22 protein-coding genes and 1 tRNA gene are annotated in these 19,073 nt (G+C 59.3%); 5 read left to right on the plus strand and 18 right to left on the minus strand.

What is annotated here, in order from left to right; translation table 11 throughout:
* The first annotated feature begins 8 nt into the window (after window positions 1–8).
* A complete protein-coding gene (locus AB2B41_RS19460) occupies window positions 9–605 on the plus strand; it encodes a histidine phosphotransferase family protein (RefSeq protein WP_367879492.1) in 597 nt (198 codons plus the stop codon).
* On the opposite strand, the gene AB2B41_RS19465 is transcribed toward AB2B41_RS19460, so the two are convergent.
* The 10 genes from AB2B41_RS19465 to AB2B41_RS19510 form a co-directional block, all read right to left on the minus strand.
* Window positions 602–1,867 (minus strand): glutamate-5-semialdehyde dehydrogenase, encoded by a 1,266-nt coding sequence (locus AB2B41_RS19465; protein ID WP_367879493.1) that lies wholly within the window; start codon window positions 1,865–1,867, stop codon window positions 602–604. The genes AB2B41_RS19460 and AB2B41_RS19465 overlap by 4 nt on opposite strands.
* 60 nt (window positions 1,868–1,927) lie before the next feature.
* A complete protein-coding gene (gene proB, locus AB2B41_RS19470) occupies window positions 1,928–3,034 on the minus strand; it encodes a glutamate 5-kinase (protein ID WP_367879494.1) in 1,107 nt (368 codons plus the stop codon).
* A complete protein-coding gene (gene obgE / locus AB2B41_RS19475; RefSeq protein ID WP_367879495.1) occupies window positions 3,022–4,056 on the minus strand; it encodes a GTPase ObgE in 1,035 nt (344 codons plus the stop codon). The genes proB and obgE overlap by 13 nt, the downstream gene beginning before the upstream one ends.
* Window positions 4,057–4,075: 19 nt before the next feature.
* Entirely contained in the window at window positions 4,076–4,612 is a 537-nt protein-coding gene (locus AB2B41_RS19480; protein ID WP_367879496.1) for a GNAT family N-acetyltransferase, read from the minus strand.
* A gap of 25 nt (window positions 4,613–4,637) precedes the next feature.
* Window positions 4,638–5,243, minus strand: coding sequence for a LysE family translocator (locus AB2B41_RS19485; protein ID WP_367879497.1), 606 nt, complete (start codon window positions 5,241–5,243; stop codon window positions 4,638–4,640).
* On the minus strand, window positions 5,243–5,803 hold the full coding sequence (locus tag AB2B41_RS19490) for a GNAT family N-acetyltransferase (protein ID WP_367879498.1): 561 nt from the start codon (window positions 5,801–5,803) through the stop codon (window positions 5,243–5,245). Before AB2B41_RS19490 ends, AB2B41_RS19485 begins: the two co-directional genes overlap by 1 nt.
* A 105-nt stretch (window positions 5,804–5,908) precedes the next feature.
* Window positions 5,909–6,178, minus strand: coding sequence for a 50S ribosomal protein L27 (gene rpmA / locus AB2B41_RS19495; RefSeq protein ID WP_367879499.1), 270 nt, complete (start codon window positions 6,176–6,178; stop codon window positions 5,909–5,911).
* A gap of 11 nt (window positions 6,179–6,189) precedes the next feature.
* The gene (locus AB2B41_RS19500) at window positions 6,190–6,903 is read right to left on the minus strand and encodes a 50S ribosomal protein L21 (protein ID WP_367879514.1); all 714 of its coding nucleotides are present in this window, start codon (window positions 6,901–6,903) and stop codon (window positions 6,190–6,192) included.
* Between the two features lie 230 nt (window positions 6,904–7,133).
* Entirely contained in the window at window positions 7,134–7,949 is an 816-nt protein-coding gene (locus AB2B41_RS19505; protein ID WP_367879500.1) for a DUF2059 domain-containing protein, read from the minus strand.
* Window positions 7,949–8,794 (minus strand): DUF2059 domain-containing protein, encoded by an 846-nt coding sequence (locus tag AB2B41_RS19510; RefSeq protein WP_367879501.1) that lies wholly within the window; start codon window positions 8,792–8,794, stop codon window positions 7,949–7,951. Before AB2B41_RS19510 ends, AB2B41_RS19505 begins: the two co-directional genes overlap by 1 nt.
* Window positions 8,795–8,944: 150 nt before the next feature.
* On the opposite strand from AB2B41_RS19510, the gene AB2B41_RS19515 reads away from it, so the two are divergent.
* A tRNA-Ser gene (locus tag AB2B41_RS19515) sits at window positions 8,945–9,034 on the plus strand.
* A gap of 255 nt (window positions 9,035–9,289) precedes the next feature.
* On the opposite strand, the gene AB2B41_RS19520 is transcribed toward AB2B41_RS19515, so the two are convergent.
* Complete coding sequence (locus AB2B41_RS19520; protein WP_367879502.1) at window positions 9,290–9,961, minus strand: DUF2306 domain-containing protein; 672 nt, start codon at window positions 9,959–9,961, stop codon at window positions 9,290–9,292.
* A 149-nt stretch (window positions 9,962–10,110) separates the two neighbouring features.
* Window positions 10,111–10,842 (minus strand): VPLPA-CTERM sorting domain-containing protein, encoded by a 732-nt coding sequence (locus AB2B41_RS19525; protein WP_367879503.1) that lies wholly within the window; start codon window positions 10,840–10,842, stop codon window positions 10,111–10,113.
* A 226-nt stretch (window positions 10,843–11,068) separates the two neighbouring features.
* Between AB2B41_RS19525 and AB2B41_RS19530 the strand changes: the two genes are divergently transcribed.
* Window positions 11,069–11,773 (plus strand): hypothetical protein, encoded by a 705-nt coding sequence (locus AB2B41_RS19530; RefSeq protein ID WP_367879504.1) that lies wholly within the window; start codon window positions 11,069–11,071, stop codon window positions 11,771–11,773.
* 526 nt (window positions 11,774–12,299) lie between these two features.
* Here the strand turns inward: AB2B41_RS19530 and AB2B41_RS19535 are convergent.
* The 3 genes from AB2B41_RS19535 to AB2B41_RS19545 all read right to left on the minus strand — a co-directional run bounded on the left by AB2B41_RS19535 (window position 12,300) and on the right by AB2B41_RS19545 (window position 13,952).
* Window positions 12,300–12,512: a hypothetical protein gene (locus AB2B41_RS19535; protein ID WP_367879505.1), complete on the minus strand. Its 213-nt coding sequence runs from the start codon at window positions 12,510–12,512 to the stop codon at window positions 12,300–12,302.
* Window positions 12,509–12,940, minus strand: coding sequence for a DUF5681 domain-containing protein (locus AB2B41_RS19540; RefSeq protein ID WP_367879506.1), 432 nt, complete (start codon window positions 12,938–12,940; stop codon window positions 12,509–12,511). Before AB2B41_RS19540 ends, AB2B41_RS19535 begins: the two co-directional genes overlap by 4 nt.
* A gap of 265 nt (window positions 12,941–13,205) precedes the next feature.
* Entirely contained in the window at window positions 13,206–13,952 is a 747-nt protein-coding gene (locus AB2B41_RS19545; RefSeq protein WP_367879507.1) for a winged helix-turn-helix transcriptional regulator, read from the minus strand.
* Here AB2B41_RS19545 and AB2B41_RS19550 point away from each other — a divergent pair.
* Entirely contained in the window at window positions 13,915–14,379 is a 465-nt protein-coding gene (locus AB2B41_RS19550; protein WP_367879508.1) for a DUF4242 domain-containing protein, read from the plus strand. The two genes, AB2B41_RS19545 and AB2B41_RS19550, sit on opposite strands and share 38 nt — an antisense overlap.
* A gap of 233 nt (window positions 14,380–14,612) precedes the next feature.
* Here the strand turns inward: AB2B41_RS19550 and AB2B41_RS19555 are convergent, their stop codons facing one another.
* The gene (locus AB2B41_RS19555; RefSeq protein ID WP_367879509.1) at window positions 14,613–15,548 is read right to left on the minus strand and encodes a bile acid:sodium symporter family protein; all 936 of its coding nucleotides are present in this window, start codon (window positions 15,546–15,548) and stop codon (window positions 14,613–14,615) included.
* A gap of 153 nt (window positions 15,549–15,701) precedes the next feature.
* On the opposite strand from AB2B41_RS19555, the gene AB2B41_RS19560 reads away from it, so the two are divergent.
* A complete protein-coding gene (locus AB2B41_RS19560; protein ID WP_367879510.1) occupies window positions 15,702–16,610 on the plus strand; it encodes a 1-acyl-sn-glycerol-3-phosphate acyltransferase in 909 nt (302 codons plus the stop codon).
* A gap of 414 nt (window positions 16,611–17,024) precedes the next feature.
* Here the strand turns inward: AB2B41_RS19560 and AB2B41_RS19565 are convergent, their stop codons facing one another.
* On the minus strand, window positions 17,025–18,743 hold the full coding sequence (locus AB2B41_RS19565; protein ID WP_367879511.1) for an adenylate/guanylate cyclase domain-containing protein: 1,719 nt from the start codon (window positions 18,741–18,743) through the stop codon (window positions 17,025–17,027).
* A 27-nt stretch (window positions 18,744–18,770) separates the two neighbouring features.
* Window positions 18,771–19,073: hypothetical protein (locus AB2B41_RS19570; RefSeq protein ID WP_367879512.1), on the minus strand; the 303-nt coding region annotated here is incomplete at its 5' end.

The raw sequence follows: 19,073 nt of genomic DNA on the forward strand, positions 1-19,073 counted from the left end.
GCATCATCATGCGTAACACGGAAACCCAATTGACGGCACTCATCGGCAGCCGGATTTGCCACGATTTGATATCTCCCATCGGGGCGATCAACAACGGGCTGGAATTGCTGAACATGTCGGGCGGCCCGTCAGGGCCGGAAATCGGTCTCATCGGGGAGAGTGTCGATAATGCCAGCGCCCGCATCCGCTTCTTTCGCATCGCTTTCGGGGCGGCAGGCGATCAGAAGGTTGGGCCGGCCGAAGTTCAGTCGATCCTGCGCGACCTCTACGGCAACAGCCGGCTGACAATCGAATGGCAGGTCACCGAGCCGGTGCATCGCACCGCCGTGCGACTGGCCTTCCTCGCCCTGATGTGCGCCGAAAGCGCGATGCCTTACGGCGGTCGCGTGCGGATTACGAAGCGGCACAGTGACTGGCAGCTCGAAGGCACGGCGGACCGGATCAACCTCGACGATGCGATGAGCGCTTTACTTGCGGGACAAAAGCCGACCGAAGCCCTTCAACCCTCGCAGGTGCAATTCGCCCTTCTGCCCCTCATCGCCCGTGACGAGGACCGCCAGGTTAGACTTCAGAGCGACAAAAGCGCACTGAGCATCTGCTTCTAGGCGCGCACCGTCCCGTCACCCGTCACGAGGTACTTGAAACTGGTCAGCTGTGCTGCCCCCACCGGACCCCGGGCATGCATCTTGCCCGTCGCAATCCCGATCTCGGCCCCCATCCCGAACTCGCCACCATCGGCGAACTGGGTGGAGGCATTGTGCATCAGGATGGCCGAGTCGAGTTGGGTCATGAAGGTCCGCGCAACCTCGGCGTCTTCGGTGATCACGCACTCGGTGTGGTTGGAACCATAGGTGCGGATATGCGCGATGGCCTCGTCCACGCCGGACACCGTCCGGGCGGCGATGATCATGTCGAGGTATTCCCGGCCCCAATCGTCGTCCGTCGCGGGCGTCACGCCGTCGATCCCGCGCAGCGTCTCATCTCCCCGTACCTCTACACCGGCATCCATCAGCGCGCGCAGCACCCCCTGCCCCACGGTCTTGACGATTTTCTCGTGGATCAGCAGGCATTCCGCCGCGCCGCAGATCCCCGTCCGCCGCGTCTTGGCGTTCAGCGCGATCCTGAGCGCCTTTTCCGGATCGGCATGCGCGTCGATGTAGATGTGCACAATCCCCTCAAGATGGGCAAAGACGGGCACCCGCGCCTCGCGCTGCACCAGACCGACAAGACCCTTGCCGCCGCGCGGCACGATCACGTCGATGGTGTCGGTCATCGTCAGCATCTCGCTCACTGCCGCACGGTCACGGGTGGGCACCAGTTGCACCGCGTCCTCGGGCAGGTTCGCGTCTCGCAAACCTTTTTGCAGGCAGGCATGAATCGCCCGCGACGAATGAAAGCCCTCCGATCCCCCGCGCAGGATCACCGCGTTCCCGGCCTTCAGGCAAAGCGCGCCCGCGTCCGCCGTCACATTCGGACGGCTCTCGTAAATGACGCCGATCACACCCAGAGGCGTGCGTACACGCTCGATATGCAGACCAGAGGGACGGTCCCAGGCGTCCATGACTTCACCCACCGGGTCCTTCTGCTCGGCCACGCTGCGCAGCCCGTCCACCATGCCCTGAATGCGCGCCTCGTCCAGCATCAGCCGGTCCATCATCGCGTCCGAAAGACCCTTGTCGCGACCGTATTCGAGGTCCTTCTTGTTGGCGTCAAGAATCTCCTGCCGGTTCTTCCAGATGGCCTCGGCGGCGCCGATCAGCGCAGCGTGCTTCCGCTCGGCCGAGGCACTGGCAAGCACCGTCGCCGCCGCCCTGGCGCGCGCACCGATCTCGGCCATCATTGCGGAAATATTTTCTTGGTCTTTCATTATCTTGCGCCCTTCTCTGAAGGTGAATTCTTAACTCATCCCAAATCTCGCCGAGGGGGTTCAGAGTGCCATATCGTCCCGGTGAATCAAGGCCGCCCGTCCCGGATACCCCAAGAGCTGCTCGATCTCGGCGCTCTTGTGCCCCTTGATCCTGAGCGCTTCGTCCGAAGCATAGCGCGTAAGCCCGCTGCCGATAACCCTACCCGAGGGATCGAGCACCGCAATACTGTCACCCCGGTCAAACGGGCCGGTCACCTCCGTCACACCTGCTGGCAACAGCGATTTCCCCTTCCCCAGTGCGGTGACAGCGCCCGCGTCCAGCGTGACTGACCCGCGCGGTTTCATCGCCGCGATCCACCTCTTGCGCGCCGCCTGCGGATCGGTGTGCGCGGTGAACCAGGTGACCGGCGCCCCCTCGTGCAGCGCCTTCAGGGGGCGCAGCCGCGATCCTTCGGTAATAGCCATGGCACAGCCCGCCGCCGTGGCCGTCTTGGCCGCCATCAGTTTGGTCTTCATGCCACCCTTGCTCAGACCCGAACCCGCATCCCCCGCCATCGCCTCGATCTCGGGCGTGATCGCGTCGATCACGTCGAAACGCCGTGCATCTGGATCATCAACGGGATTGGCGGAATAGAAGCCGTCCACATCGGACAGCAGGATCAGCTGATCCGCCCCGACCGTCACGCTGATCTGCGCGGCAAGCCGGTCGTTGTCGCCGAACCGGATTTCATCGGTGGCAACCGTGTCGTTCTCGTTCACGATGGGCACGACGCCAAGGCTCAGAAGCTGCTCCATCGTCGCGCGGCTGTTCAGGTAACGCCGCCGGTCCGCGCTGTCCTCCAGCGTCACAAGCACCTGCGCGGTGGTGATGCCATGGGGCGCAAGCACCTCCTCGTAGGCGCGGGCCAGGCGGATTTGCCCAACCGCCGCCGCCGCCTGCGACTGCTCCAGCGCCAGTGAGGTTGCAGGCAGTCCCAGAACCCCCCGCCCCAGCGCAATCGAACCGGAGGAAACCAGCACAACGTTACAGCCCAAACCCTTGAGCCATTTGACATCCTCGGCCAGCCCGCGCAGCCAGTCGGCCCTCAGATCACCGGTCTTGCGATCGACAAGCAGGGCCGAACCGATCTTCACGACCAGCCGCTTCGCCGCCGTCAGGGTTGCCATGGCGCGTCTTCCGTCTCGGGCTGATGGCGCAAACGGTCCGCGTCAATCTCCGCCCGCAGCGCGCGCAAGACCTCGGTAACGCCCTCGCGCGCCACGCCGGACATCATCATCACCGGGCCACCACAGGCCTTTTCCAATTTTTTCCGGGCCTCTGCACGCTCTTCTTCATCCAGTGCATCAATCTTGTTCAGCACCGTCACGCGGGGTTTTTCAGCCAGATCACCGCCGTAGGCCTCCAGCTCTCCGATGATCACGCGATAATCTTCTGCGATGGTCTCAGACGTGCCATCCACAAGGTGCAAAAGCACCGAACACCGCTCCACATGGCCAAGGAACAGATCGCCCAGCCCTCTGCCTTCCGAGGCTCCCTCGATGAGCCCAGGAATATCCGCCACGACAAATTCGACGTTGTCCACGCCCACGACACCAAGGTTCGGATGCAAGGTGGTGAAAGGATAATCCGCGATCTTGGGCCGCGCGTTCGACGTCGCCGCCAGGAAAGTGGACTTGCCCGCGTTGGGCAGACCGAGCAGCCCCACATCCGCGATCAGCTTCAGCCGCAACCAAAGGGTACGCTCCACGCCATCCTGCCCCGGGTTCGACCGGCGCGGTGCCTGGTTGGTGGCGCTCTTGAAATGCAGGTTGCCCCAGCCGCCATTCCCTCCGCGCGCCAGTTCCACCCGCTGGCCCACCTCGGTAAGGTCCGCGATGACCGTCTCCTGATCCTCGTCGAGGATTTCGGTCCCCACCGGCACCCGCAGCACGATATCGTCACCATCCTTGCCGGTACGCTGGCGGCCCATGCCGGGCTGTCCGTTCTTGGCAAAGAAATGCTGCTGATAGCGAAAGTCGATCAGCGTGTTCAGCCCCTCGACCGCTTCGGCCCAGACAGACCCGCCCTTGCCGCCGTCGCCGCCGTCGGGCCCGCCGAACTCCACGAATTTCTCGCGCCGGAAGGACACGCAGCCGCCGCCGCCCGCACCGGATCGGACGTAGACTTTGCAAAGGTCGAGAAACTTCATGGTGTGCCTTTCGGGGGCGTCAGAGCTTGCGGCTATAGGTCCATGTGGGTACGGCAGCCGCGCGCGCCACACAATAGGTTTCGGCGTCGCCCAGATAGACAAAGCCTGCATTCGTGAGAACCTTGGCCGAGGCCGGATTGTCATGGAAAACCGAGGCAGAGATCGCCTGGTTGCCCTGCGGGTTCGCTTCGACCAGCGCCTGCACCGCGTCCGAGGCCACATGCGTGTTCCAGAATGCAGGCGCCACCCAATAACCTACCTCGGACTGGTTGCGGTCCAGCCGCAAAAGCGAGATCACCCCCATCACCTCGGACCAGCCCGATTTCATCCCGTCCATGATCCAGACGTCCTCGTCGCGCTGCGCAGCCATGGCGCGGTTTATGAAGGCCTCGATCGTGCCGGGGGGCAACGGATGCGGAATGGAGGTTGTCGTCATGGCGACCCGGGCATCGCCCGCGTACATCTCGATCAGCCCCAGGTCGGACCGGCGCACCGGGCGCAGGTCGAACCGAGCGGTCTCGATCACCGGCTGGTTGATGATGGCTTCCATTTGCATGGCTATTCCTCCTCGAATACGCCTTTCATCCTGCCTGACCGGCAAACAGGACGAACAGGACCGAAGCGACGGTCAATGCCGCCAAGGTCCACATCAGATAAGGTTCGGCCGGTGTTCCTGCGAGGGTTCTCGCGATCCCATCACCGGCAAGTGTCCAGAGCGGGTGCATGATGATCTGGCAGCTCAGCAGCACCGCCGCGATGGTGGCGGTGGCCTCCAATGCGGAGGTGTCCGGCGCCACGAAGGCGGTAAACCCGCCCACGATCATCGCCCATGCCTTGGGGTTCAGCGGGTGCACGATCAACCCCGCCATGAAACCCGGGGCCTCGCCCACGCCCCTGCCCGCCCCCAGCCGCAGGTTCGCGACCTTCCACGCCAGCCAGATGATATAGGCGGCCGACAGGTACTTGAGCGTCTCAAAGACCCAGGGCGCACGCGCGGCAAGCTCCATCAGGCCAAAACCGATGGGCCAGATTATCAGCTGCTTGCCAAGGGCCACACCCGCGACAAAAGGAAGTGCTGCACGAAAACCAAAGCGCGCGCCAGTCGCCATGAGTGCCATGTTTGCAGGCCCCGGCGTGCCGATCTGGCTAGCGGCAAACACCGCAAGTGGGACAATAGCGATCGACATCAGGCGGCCTTTCCGGCGCGAAAGTCAGCCGCGATCAGTCCCATGATCACGTCGTCGAACCAGTCTTCGCCAACCCGCGCTGCCTGCCGCTCGCGCCCTTCGATAACGAAGCCCACCTTCTCATAGGCAGCGATCGCACGTTTGTTGTAATCCACCACCCGTACAGTCAGACGGTTCAAACCGATTACATTAAACGCATACTCCGCGATAAGTCGGATGGCACGCGTACCGATTCCCTTTCCCAAATGCTTCGGGTTCAGTATGCCTATCGCGAGGCTTGCCCGCTGGTCGTGCTCGTTCAGAGAATGCAGCCGCAATGCGCCGGTCATGCGTTTGCGGTACTCGATAACCCAAGCCAAAGGCTCGACCTCCTGCGCATGCAGCCATGCAGTTGCCTGTGCCTTGGTAATCGGCTGCACTTTTGCGGGGTCGGCACCGAACATGTGGTGGATTTCAGGGACATTGCCCAGCTTGTACCGGGCTTGCGCATCCTCAGCCCTTGGCGCGCGCAAAGACACCGGACCATTCGTCAAGGTGGGGCGGTTCAGTATCTTCTGCATTGTCGGTCTCCCGTAACGGGTGCAAACGAAGCTCGGCTGGAAAGAGAAAGGGACCGGCGTTTCCGCCGATCCCTCTGAATGTTTATCCAACCTTTCGGGTACGGCTTATTCTGCGGCCTCGGCCACTGGCATAACGGAAATGAACGTGCGGTTCTTCAGACCCTTGTGGAACTGAACGGCACCGTCAACGGTCGCAAAGATCGTGTGATCCTTGCCCATGCCAACACCATTGCCCGGCCAGTACTTCGTGCCGCGCTGGCGCACGATGATGTTGCCCGGAACCACGGCTTCGCCGCCGTATTTCTTTACGCCAAGGCGACGACCGGCTGAGTCGCGCCCGTTACGGGATGAGCCGCCTGCTTTTTTATGTGCCATCTCGTCTCTCCTTAGCCCTTCGTCTTCTCTTTGGCCTGTTCGACCCAGCCTTCACGCTCGATCCGGCCTTTGAAAGACAGTTTCTCGTCCATAGCAGCAATGTCCTCGTCGGTCCATGCCGCGATCTGCGCAAAGCTGGTCACGCCAGCCTCGTGCAGCTTCTTCTCAAGGGCGGGGCCCACGCCCGACAGCTCCTTGAGGTCATCCGCACCGGCGTCGGCCTTGGCGGCCTTCTTCGGAGCAGCTTTTTTCTCTGCCTTCGGTGCCTCGGCCTTCGCCTTGGGCGCCTCGGCCTTTTTCGCCTTGGCGGGCTTTTCAGCCACGGCCACGGATGCACCCGCGATCGCCGCCTTCTGAGCGGCCGGAACCGAACCGGTGCCCACGGCGGTCATCGCCTTCGACTTGCCCGCGCCCGATGCCATGATGTCGGTGATCTTGACCAGTGTGAGCTTCTGGCGGTGGCCCTTGGTGCGCTTGGAGCTGTGCTTGCGGCGACGCTTGACGAAGTGGATGACCTTCTCACCCTTTATCTGGTCGACGACCTCAGCCTCGACACCGGCGTCAGCAATCAGCGGCGCGCCGACCTGCGGCTTGTCACCACCCAGCATCAGCACTTCGTTGAAAAGAACCTTGTCACCGGCGTTTGCTGCAATCCGCTCCACCCGGAGCATGTCACCCGAGGCGACCTTGTATTGCTTCCCGCCAGTCTTGATGACTGCGAACATCGTATCTTCCTTCATATGCCGCGTCCTTCGGTCCCCTTTTCGGGCGTTTCGAAAGGGCGTCCTCGCCTCTTTCACCTCGAACAGCGCGCCCCGTGGGCGTCATTGATAATGGTCCCGATGCAGGTGCATCCTGCCGGGATGCGGGCTTATCGTTAGAATGAGGGGGCAAGTCAAGCGCCTTCGGGCGGATTTCCCGCTGATTTTTTTCGCAACCGCAGCCGTCCGGCCTGTCAAAGCTCCTCGGCAGTCATGTTCAGGGCGACGGCCCTGCCGAGAGCATAGGAAATATCCTCATATGCCTTGCCGAAACCGGCGAATAACGCCGTGTTCAGCGCCTGCCCTGCCGCACTGCGCGAAAAGGCGACGTACTCCTGCAGATCCTGCGCGCTCAGCGGCGAATAAGCCAGCAGCAGGTACCCGTAAAGCCAGGAGGTCGTATCCTGCGTGCTCTCGTCGATATCGCTGGTCACGTCCTTCAGCATGTCCTCCTCGGTCATCTCGATGGCGCCGCCCTCGGCGAGCCCCTTGAGAAACTGAAAGTTCGAGTTCATCGCACTGGTGACATTCCTGCTGATCATGTCGCCGCTCTCTATATAGGCACCGATCAGGGCCAGACGTTCATCGTCGTTGCCCTCCAGCTCAGCATGGCGCGCCCGTGCCGCCTCTTCGACATCGGGGTCCTGAATGGCCCTGCGCGCCTCGTTCTCCAGCGTGATGATCTGCGTACCAAGATCGCTGGCGTAAAACGCGATCACCTCTTCCAGCAACGCGCCCTCCAGTTCCCGCTCCAGCTCCGACCGGACCATCTCAACCATCAGGGAAGGATCGTAAATCCGCTCGACCTGAAGCTGGAAACCGGCGCCGCCCTGCCCATTGAGCATTTCGGTGTTCAGCTCCTGCGTGTGGGTCAACCCCTCGTCGCTGAGAATCTGAGCGGCCTCGGGCAGGCGCAGCACATCGACAAGCACGCTCATCCGCGCATCGGCGAGCGCCCCCATGGCGGTAAAGGTCAGCACAATCGGCCAGAAAAGAAGCGCCCGCAGCATCACAGGTCCTGGCTCGGCTGCATGTCCGACAGCCGCTGCGCGACGCGCTCGAACCGGTTTGCCATGATCTCGTATTGCACCGCGTTCATCAACTCGTAGACCTTTTGCATCTTCGGATGTTCCAGTGCCTCGGCATAGGCGGCCACCTCATCGTCCGAAAAGGCCTGATAGGTATAGGCCGCATTGGCTAGCGCATTGGCCTTGATAGAGGTGCGCAAATCAGGTTCCTGACTGCGCAGCGCCTCGCGCAGGTCGGGCTCGTCCATCTGCAACTCGATCACGCCCGCAGCCGCCGCCGCCATCAGAAAACGCACCTGCACCTCCTGAATGGCCCGGATCGCGCTGTCCTCGGACCCGCTGGCATCGTTGAGCTTTCTTAGCAGACCGACACGCGGAGACCCGATCCGCACCAGCCCCGCCACAATGGCCTCGCCGCTCTCGGTCTTGAGCGCGTCATCTACCATCATGTGCGACTCGTTCTCGGCCATGACCAGCCGCTGGCCCAGATCGGAGGCATAGAAGTCCGCCGCGTGGGTCAGCAGATGGTCTTCAAGCGCGCGGCCCAGAATGTCGATGGCCATGTCATGCATGACCTCTGTATCGAACACCTCCTGCACCAGCCGCGACCATTCCGAGCCGAAGTCGTCGGCCCGCATGCCCAACATCCGGGGCGCGGTATCCGCCGACAGCCTGATGCTTTCGAGCGCCACGTCAAAGCCGGTCACTTCCAGAAAGGCTTCCAGACGCTCCAGGTTCGCGGCCCGCGCCGGCTGCGACTGAAGCTGCAGCGCGAGAAGGCAGAGCGTGACAAATGCCAGAAACGGGGTGCGGATGAGGGTCTGCATGGGCTGTCCTTGTTGGTGAGCCTCAACTTAAGATCGAAGAGTAAGCCATCCAAGCCGGGGGGCAATCATTTTCCGGTCCTGAACCTGCATCGGCGCAAACCCTCTTGCCCCTGCCCCCGCCTTTGGCTACTGAGCGCCCGTGACCCCCGCGGAGAGGTGCCGGAGTGGTCGAACGGGGCGGTCTCGAAAACCGTTGTGGGTGCAAGCCCACCCAGGGTTCGAATCCCTGTCTCTCCGCCACTATATTTATGTAAATTACTGTTTATTATACGTAAATTTGCTCCTTCTGGAGAAATATCCCCCATTCCATCCACCATGAATTTTTCTTACCCTAGCAAGCTTATAGATGACCGTACCGCCGAGCCGTAACGCCGTCCGCCAGTTCAAGCTGGGGAAAGGCGTCGAGAAACGCTTCGGCATCGGCCATGTTACGAAAGTAGAAAGCAGTCGCTTGGCAGTATACGCCTCTTGTTGAGAGGTTCTGACAGCGTTCAACTAGCCTTTCACTTCAGCCTCAGTTGATGCAGCGGCTCTCCGTCGAAGGAGAAGTTCTGCAATCAGCAGATACGGCAGGAAGAATGCAACGACCTGGACCCGGTCGAAGACGCCAGTAAGCCCCTCATTCGACCCCAAGCCATCGGTCAAGATGAACCAGAGGACATAGTGCATCCGGAAAATCCATGAGCCGACCGCCAACACAATGAGGCGAGTGGCCCAGGCAAAATGACGGTCAAGATCGCGAGCAATCGCAAAGCGCACAGTGTTCACGGCAGACCACATCAAGAGGCTCCCATATGTTGCGAACCAGAACGACATCCACCAGCCGCCAATCGTGCCCTGAAGGATGATGTATGACAACCCTCCGATCCCGGTCATCATCGCAAGCACGAACAGGACGTATCCATTCTTCCTGTGCAGGTTTGGCCAGCGGTTCCGAACAATAGGCAATGCCTGAAGAGGTGCGCCCAACGTGAGCAAAGCACCTGCCATCATGTGAACTGCAATGCCTGCATTTGCCAGCGAGGCACCATCAATGAACACACGAGAGAAATCTTCTGGTCGATCGGCGAACAACCCATTCGAGCCAAGCTGCAAAGCGTGGGCCACAAACCACAAAAGGTTCAGCGCCAGAAAGAGTAATAGTGCTGAGACGACAGCGTTTCTCATGGTCTCGATGTTAAGCGGTCAACGAAGAAGGACTTCGACATGTTTAGCTGGTTAACGCCCTTTCCTAGGACCCCAAAGATTATCGGTTAAGTTTTTTTCCGACTATAAAAAAAAGCATTTGCGTGCTGCAGCATTTAGGCGCCAGCGCATCATGCCTGTTTCCTGCGCCTAGCCACCCACCCAAGGCCAACAAGACCCGCGAGCAAAAGGGGAAAAGATGCTGGGAGGGGTATAGCAGAAGGGGGTGGCGTAGTGATGTCGCGGGCGAAAATGTTGTCCAGCGCCGTCGCACCGGTACCTCCGTCATTAAACAACTCCAGCATAGAAGTTGCGCCATAATTCTGGTCAGATCCAATCCACAGTTCGTCAAAGCCAAGGAGCGACGAGAACAGTATTGTATCGCCAGAAGCTGCGGTGAATGTGCCGCTATCCAGCAGCGCGCCATCATTATAGACCTCATACACAACCCACATCAAATAGGACCCGTCTATTAGGACCCCCCTGCCGTCTCCCAGCGTTAACTGCAGACCGCCAAATGTCTGGTCGGATGTTCCAGTAATCACCGCACCATCATCGGTGGAGTAGTATATGCCCTCGCCCATGCGTGACAGCCACGGGTCGGTACACGTAAACTCACAACCCGACGTGTAGCTGCCCGATTGCTTGCCAGCCAACGTGCCTAACTCGGAAGCAATCGGAGTGATGGTCAGACCACCCTCTTGATAGTTGACCATTTCAAAATCAGGAGCGTCAAAGTAGGCCGCATAATCGACAGTTCCGACAACCGGGTCGCTCTCCTGAAAAATCGTTATGCTTACAGCCCCAGCCGCCCCCGCGACCGAAGCAAAAGCAATCGCCAAACTGCACAGTAATCTGCTCATGAGTTGTCCTCCCCGCGTTTAACCATACTGGCATTGCGCCACCGGTCTACCTTTGAGGAAGGTCAAAGAGGAAAGGCGCCGCCTCAGAAGCGCTGAGAAGCCCGAAGAGCGCCTAACGCTCTTTCCTAGGACCCCAAAAAGGTTATCGGTTAAGTTTTTTTACCGTCTATAAAAAAGGCATTTACTTGTTCCAACATTTAGGCACCTAACGAAGAAGGACTTCGACATGTTTAGCTGGTTAAGAAAGCGGAAAGCGCCCGCGGACCGGGTATTGAGCGCTTGGGAGTGGGACGACCTACTTTGGGGACCGATGCTTCCCCAAAAAACAATAGAACCGGTGCAGCCACCTCCGAAAGCTGATGAAAACCTCATGAGGTTCTATGCCGAAACTGAGTGGATGCAGCCTGTTTTTAATTCAACATTGGGTGGTGAAGGATTTCGCTTTCACGAAGTCGATACACCCTATGTAATCTTGGGAACGATTGATGGACCGGACGATGGGCGTACTTTCGAAGTATCTTTTGGTTCCGCTATGGTTGGTGAGGTTTCAGTCGTACCCAATTATTTTGGCCCCCCCCTTGAATGGGCCGATCTTAGGGTGCGGCTGAAGTACCCAATCAACCTTCTCCCAGGTGGCTACGTTCATGACCTTTTGACTGGCCTTGTTGAGCATGCGCTTGAGTTTAAAACCGATTCTTATGAGGACCGACGGCTCGACCCAAGGGCTAGTGCAATAGCTTCTAAAGCGATGGTTGAGGCTCTTTGGGAGAAGTCCGCTGACCGGGGTTGGGTAGTTGAGTTACGTGTCGAGGGGACTTGGGACCGTTTCAAATCATATGTCGAACACTGGAAGTTGAAGAAGATTGATCCTTGGGAAAAGTGGGAGCGGCAAACAGAACCGACGGGCGATGGGGTAGGTAAGCCTGTCTAAATTTGTAAATGCCACTTCAGAAGCGCTGAGAGGCCCGCAGAGCGCCTAACACCCTTGCCCAAATTCAGTTAGGTCGCGCAGGCATCTGAAACATAGGCCTCACGCTTGGCCTACACCTGATCTTGCTGTTGCCAGTTTGGTTTTGGTGTGGAGGGCCTAGGACCCCGAAAAAAACTTGGTGCTAAAAAATGGCAGCTGGCGAGGTCGGCCTCTCCACGGTCACCATGGTCTCAAAATTTCCCTGTTTCATCTACGTGTGTCCAAGAAACAGTCTGTTTCACATATGGAAAGAAGCGAGGACCCCGCCATGAAATTTTTGGCGATGCTTGCCGGGCTTTAGAATGGCTTCAACGGTATCGGCGGTGAGGGCGAACTTGCTGCGAGTGAGGGTAAGGGTGCTAAAACCATACAACCTTCCGAATAACCTCGCTCACCGTTCCATCCGGTTTAACGATAGGGCGCAGGATTACGAGGGGTTCTGCCTCACGTGGCCTTCTTAGCTTTTCGACCTTTGCCAGCCGCTTTTTCAACGCCCGCATGACTTACTCCCCTGCACCCGTGCCTTGAACTGTGCATCCGCCTCTTGGGACTTCTTGGCGATCCAGCCATAAGGCGTGATGGCTACCTCCAGATGGCCAACCTTGTCGTGCCGCGGAACGCCCGTGCAGATGAAGACAGTCTCATCGGCATCCGCGGTATGCGCTTCCAACTTCTTCAAGCGCTGGCGCAGCCTACTCATGTCGCCTCCTCCAGCGCGAGGATGCGCTCTTCCAAGTCCGACAGTTCCAGCGTTCGCCTATAGGTTTCCACCAGCTGCATCACATGCGCGCCTTCGGAGGGCGTCAGTTCGCCTTCCGAGACCGCCTGCAGGACGGCGCTGGCCGCCGTGGCCGCGTCCCGGGCAGTTTCCATCTTCGGCAAAGTGAACTGGACCGGCGCTTCCTTTCTCGGCGGGGCAATCCGCTCAAGGCACAGGCGCAAGGCCGTGGTGTCGCCTTCGAGGGCCTTATCCACCGCGCAGCGGGTGATAGCCTCGGCTTCACCGTCCAGCAGTGCTTCGACCACTTGCGTAGTCTTGTTACGGCTCCCTTTCGGCCGTCCGGGATTACCTTTGGCAAACTTGCCACGCACATCGGTATACGTTGTTTGCTCGTTTTTACGTGGCATGGCGGGCCTCATAACATTTTTGTTATGTTATAATAAATTTGCCTGACCGGCAAGAATTCGCACCAACAGCCCAAGTAAGCTCACCACCAAAAAGCGGACATTCTACAAAAATGGTCAGATGACCGAGTCGAGCCCGAAGCAGAAGTTCGAACGCTTCTTGACCGTTGCCGCGCAGCGCTTCATGGCCAAGAGCCCTGGTTAGGCCTGGAGGAAAACTTTTCTTGCGTGGTCTTGCCTTTCCCAGGGCAGGAAGCTGACCTGAAAGTTACTTCGCTGCAGCTTGCGACGCCCCGACCGTTGCTGGGAAACCCCCGTCCCATTGCAAGACTTTTCCTGGCTCTTCGACTTTGCGATTGTAAAGCCAGCGATCCATGGTCCGCGACAGCATGGCATCGCCGCTGAGGAACAGCCGCCCTTCTTCGATTTCGCGCGCAATGGTTGTGCGGCTGATGATGATCGAAGACAGAGACAGGCAATTTGTTTCGACGAACAGATCGATTTCAAAACCGTGCGTTTCTGAACAGATTTCGACGGGATCGCCGGGACGGGCAATGACCCAATACGTATCGTATTCCAATCCGGGATCACTGAACCGAAACTGCATGACCACCTGCCGGTTGGGAAGCTTATCGGGGTAAATATACCCGCGCATTTTCCACATCAGCGTGGACACATCCATGTCTTCCAGGGCCACCTGAGCCTCGATGTTGCACTGTGCCCAACTACCCAGTGCCTCAAGTGCGGGTTCAAGCTCTATGGCCCGCTGTGTTCTGGTATAGTCGACTTGCCCGGTCGACGGGTCTTCAATCCTTTCGATCAGCCCTTGAGCTGTCAGGTCTTTCAGACGACGCGACAGAAGTGCTGTCGAGATATTCCCGACACCGCGACGAATGTCGTTGAAGCGGGTCGCAACTCCCCACATTTCGGACAGGATTGGAATTGTCCAGCGTGGTTCCAGAATATTGCAGGCATGTATGATCGGGCAAATCAATCCGTACGGTTTGGTTCCCATGGGAGTTCCTCCTCTTGAAGAAGCCTACATAAGATGGACTTTTGTCGCCAGTTCACTTTGTGAAGCGGGCGCGCTTCACTATCTGAACTTTGCCGGACCGGGCCTGAGCGTGAATATGGGTCACCCAGTATTCAAGGAGGTTAAAATGCCCAAATTTATCGTCGAAAGAAATATTCCCGGTGCCGACAAACTGACTTCGGCGGACCTGTGCGACATCGCGGCCAAGTCAAATGCCGTCGTTGACGGTCTTGGAGTGCCCTATGTCTGGCACCACACCTATGCCGCGGGCGACAAGCTCTATTGCGTGCATGAGGCCGATAGTGCAGATGATATCTACCGTCACGCTAAAGACGGCGGATTTCCCGCAGATCTTGTTTCGGAGATCACGAACATTTTTGGCCCGGAAACCGCCAACCAAACTGCATAAATGCCGAACCCGGGACCGTGGTGAACCACGGTTCTTCGGGTCAAATACCAACGGTATCTTCGTCCGCAACGCAGCCCCTACCCGCTCTGTCTCTCCATAACTTCAAGAGAGTGCCAACTACCGTCGCGCCGGGTTGCTACATTCGTCAAGACCGCCGGCTTTGCAAGCAAATGCCCGGCAGCCCTGTCAACAGACGATAGCCGGGACCAGGACCTCTCGAGACCTGCAGCCGCTCAGACGGGCCCCGACCCTAGGGCCGGCAGAGGTCTTCTGGCCATGACGCTTGCCAACCCGATGCCGGAAATGATGTGCCACATGCCCCAGAAGGCCGCGACCACGGCCATGCCGCCAAGGCCGTTGAAGAAACCGAAGATCAAGATCAATCCCAGGCCCGAGTTCTGGATTCCGGTCTCGATGGTGATGGCCCTGCGGTCCACGGTGGGCAGTCGCGCCAGGGATGCGACGGCATAGCCCCCGCCAAGGGCAAGCGCATTGTGCATAAGGACCAGCGCCGCAACAACATGCGCGTATTGCAAAAAAAGCGACCAGTTCGCCGCGAGCGCCAACACGACGAAGGCAATGAAGATCCCCATGGAAAGATATTGCATCGGGGTCCGCAGACGTCCGGCCAGATCCGGACGCCGAGCGTTGAGCATCATGCCAAGACACAGGGGCAGAACCAGCAGCAGGCCCACGGTGATGGCGACCGAAAGTGGATCAATGGCGGTTCTTTGCAGAATTTCACGGGTTGGCGGGTAGAGATTGCCCCAGAAGGCGATATTCGCAGGTGTCAGCAGGATAGCGGCCACTGTGCTGAATGCTGTAAGCGATACCGACAAGGCCGCATTGCCCCTGGCCCGATGGGTGATGAAGTTTGAGATATTGCCGCCGGGACAGGCGGCGACCAGGATCAGGCCAAGGGCAATCGAGGGCTGCGGGCGCGTCGCCAGAACAAGCAGGAACGTCAACAGCGGCAAGAGGATGAACTGGGAAAAGAGACCGGTCATTAAGGCCTTTGGGGTCTTCAACAGTCGCTTGAAATCCTCTGGCTTGAGCTCTAGCGCGATGGAGAACATGACGACAGACAGCACAAGGTTCAGCACCTGAAGGCTGGCAGGTGAGAAATTCAGTATGACCGCGTCTATCTCGGCCGCGCTTGTCGGATCCATTGTCTCCCCCCGTTCCAAATGAGCGCCAAGACAGCTTTGCTGCGACGACATGGCGTTCCCTTGCGGATCAAGATTGGCGCAGCTTGGGCACCTGGTCCACACAAACCGGGCTTTTTTCGCCCTGTGGTGCAGCTTTGACAAATTGTGATACCGATGAAGCAGCGACACACAGACCCCGGACAGCCCTTGTACAGGAACAACGATCACAATCCGCTCGACGAGCTGCTGCGCGCGCGCTTGCGGATTCCCGAAGGTGCCGACATGCGCCTGGCACTGCTGCGTCGGACCCTTGAAGGCGTCGACCTCGTCAATCGGGCGGCCTTTGGCAAGCCTTTCTTTGCCCTGCGCGAAACCGAAAAGATACTGGTCGACCTTGGCGGGCGAACGGGCCATGAGCTCTTGAGTACCTTGCTGGAGATGAACGGCGGCACGCGCATCCGGTCGCATGGGCTTGAGAACGTGCCCGCGCAAGGCCCTGTCGTCATCGGTTCAACGCATCCGATCGGGACATTCGATTTCGTCGCCCATGCCGGGGCGCTTCTGGAGCACCGTCCGGATCTCAAGGTCGTCGCCGGGCGCGAGGCCGAGCGGTTCCTGGGGCGCGAATTGATTATCGCGGTCGATCTGGACAGGAATGACAGGGTGATGACCGCCCGTCAGACCCGCGCGGGCATGCTTGCTCATTTGAAAGACGGGGGGGCGCTTTTGGTTTTCGGCTCTGGACGCGTTCCCCGCATGGAGAACGGGCTGCTGGTCGAGCCGCCCTGGCGCACGGGGGTGACGCGGACCTCTGCCGAAACAGGTGCCCCGATCATTCCGGCATCGACCGACATGCGCAATTCGCACCACTACTACCGGACGCGAAGGCTTGCCGCGCTCGTGAGCGGTGGAAACGATGAATTCGGGCGCAGGGTGGCGTCGCTGAGGTATGTTTCTGAACTGATCGCCAAGCTTGGTGGAACCTATGACGTACACTATGGCCCGATGGTGCCTGCTGGGACAGCCCCACTCGCGCTGAAGGCACTCGCTGAAGGGCTCGTGCCGGGGCTTTACCGGATCTAGGGTCGAATGCCTTCAGTCGCGCGGCGCACAGGGTCAGGGATGCGAGGTGCAGAGATCATGCGCCGACTTCCAAGGCCCAAAGGACGGGCGGAGGACGAGCGTGACGCTTTTCGAAGTGGAGAGCCGCATCCGTCGAACCGAAGACAGGAGTCCCGCAAGCGAGAGCCTTCCTCTCCGAACAATAACGTGAATGAATTGCTTGCCGGACTTCGCGAACGGCAGCCCTGTCCGCTTCTGAGACATCGAGTGCAACCGCAGCGGAGGGCCGGTGGTGGTATGAGCAGTCGTTGAGGCGCAAAAGCGGACGCGGCCACAGCGCGAGCCAGTCATGAGTGGCCGCTGACGGCAGCCTTCCGGTCATCTGATGAAAAGACTCGGATGACCCAAACGAGCCCGAGGTGGACGACTTCCAAACTAGCCCTCTGGGACACCGGCACGCCGAAGACCCTCCAGAAATCCCTGATGCCGAGAATGGGTTGCGGGCGGCATGCTGTCGACAACGCGCCGGATCGTCAGGCCTGGATAGCTTTGCATCAGCGCTTCGACCGCCTCGTCTGCTTCTTCTCGCCGACCGGCATTGGCACAGAAACTAGCGAGATCGCGATAGGCCCACGTCACGCCGGGGCCAGCTGTCAATCCAAGCTTCACCAGCTTGATTGCTTCGTCGTATTCGCCGACTAAGCCCTTGGCGTAACCTCGACCGAATTGGATGTTGAAGAGGAATGGATCGCGCGGGCTCAGGGCTTCGGCCCTGTCGAACGCGGCCAGACCTTCGGGAACTTCCCGAAGATACACATGGTTCCACCCCATCCGCATCCAGCCCCATGCTGAGTTTGGATCGAGAAACAGCGCACGCTCTAGCAACCCTCCGGCGCGCTCGTGGTCAAGCCCGGTCATGCCCAATGCAGCAGCTATCGCGACGAGCGATGGCGCATGCTCCCCGGCAGATAGAACAGCAGCTTCCGCATCCGACTGTGCATTCTCGCGCGACTTCAGGGGCGTTTCGCTCCACATATAGGTTGCCTGCTGCGCATAGGCCCAGGCACGTAGCGCTAGTGCGCGAAAGTCATCCGGGTCTCGCTTATTGGCCGACGTCAGAAGTTCGATGGCCCTCTCGTTTTCCTCACTTCTGTGGGCCCAGAAATGCGGAAATGCGCTCATGTAGAGCTCGTAGGCTCTTCGCTCCATCGGCGCCACGGCTCGTGCGGCAGCTATTTCCGATGCACGGATCGAGGGGGAAATTGCGCCCGCAACATGTGAAGCTATCCGATCCTGCAGATCGAAAAGATCTTTCAGCTCATCATCATAGCGCTGCGACCACAGGTTTGCGCCAGTAAGCGCCGAGTTGAGCTGCACGGAAATGCGCACCCGCGCACCCGACCGACGTATTGCCCCCGTGACGACGTATCGGGCGCCAAGCTCCCGCCCGACCTTGCGAACCTCCACGATGCGTCCCTTGAAGCTGAACGCTGACTGCCTTGCTATCACCGAGATGTCGCCGACACTGGAGAGCGCCGAGGTAATCTCGTCCACGACACCGTCAGCAAAGAACTCGTCCTCGCTGCCGATTTCTTCGAAAGGCATGACAACAACAGCGGGCAGCGTCGCTGCGGCACCATAAACATCGCATGGGTCTGACCCAATCACCCAGGCCTCGATCGGGTCCGGAATGTTCTTCACCGAAACCTCGCCGATGGGTCTCAGCACAACGTCTATCCGTCCCTTGACCTGATCTCTCGCGGCCCGTGACAGGCAAATCCCACCAACAGGTGCAATCGCCTCAAGCCGGGCCGAGACATTCACCGCATCACCGAAGATATCGTTGTCCAGAGCGACAACGTCACCGACATGCATCCCAATCCGAAAGCGCAGCCTTTCCTGCTCTGGCCGATCTGTGTCCCGGCTTTCCATTGCCTCCTGAATGGCCAAGGCCGTACGGAGTGCTTCGACTGGAGACTGAAACTCAGCAAGGAACCCGTCTCCCATGGTTTTTACCACACGCCCACCTGATTGGCGCACCATCGGCTTCACGACCTCGGACCAGATCGCGCGAAGGCGGGAAACCACACCCTCTTCATCGGCTGCCATAAGTCGAGAGTAGGCCGCGAGGTCTGCAGCCAGTATTGTGGTCAATTTTCTGATCGCGATGCCTCCTGATGCTTACCGCACCTTGAGCGACATGAGGTCTTTCGGCAAGAACCCAAGAGACTCGGTTGAGTCCGCTTCGTCCGCTTGTGAGACATCGGATGCTGCCGCAGCGGATGGCTGGTGTTGGTAGCAGCGCTCGGTGCAAATCAAAAGCGGACGTTGCCGCGGCGCGAGCCAGTCATGAGTGGCCACTGACGGCAGCTTTCCGGTCATCTGATGAAAAGACTCGGATGACCCAAACGAGCCCATTGGAGCCATAGTGTTTTTGTTGGAAAAGACCGCATTTGTCATCTGGCAAAGTTTTAGTACAGTTCT

Origin of the sequence: Sulfitobacter sediminis (assembly GCF_040811725.1) — a bacterium.
GTDB classification, from domain to species: domain Bacteria; phylum Pseudomonadota; class Alphaproteobacteria; order Rhodobacterales; family Rhodobacteraceae; genus Sulfitobacter; species Sulfitobacter sediminis.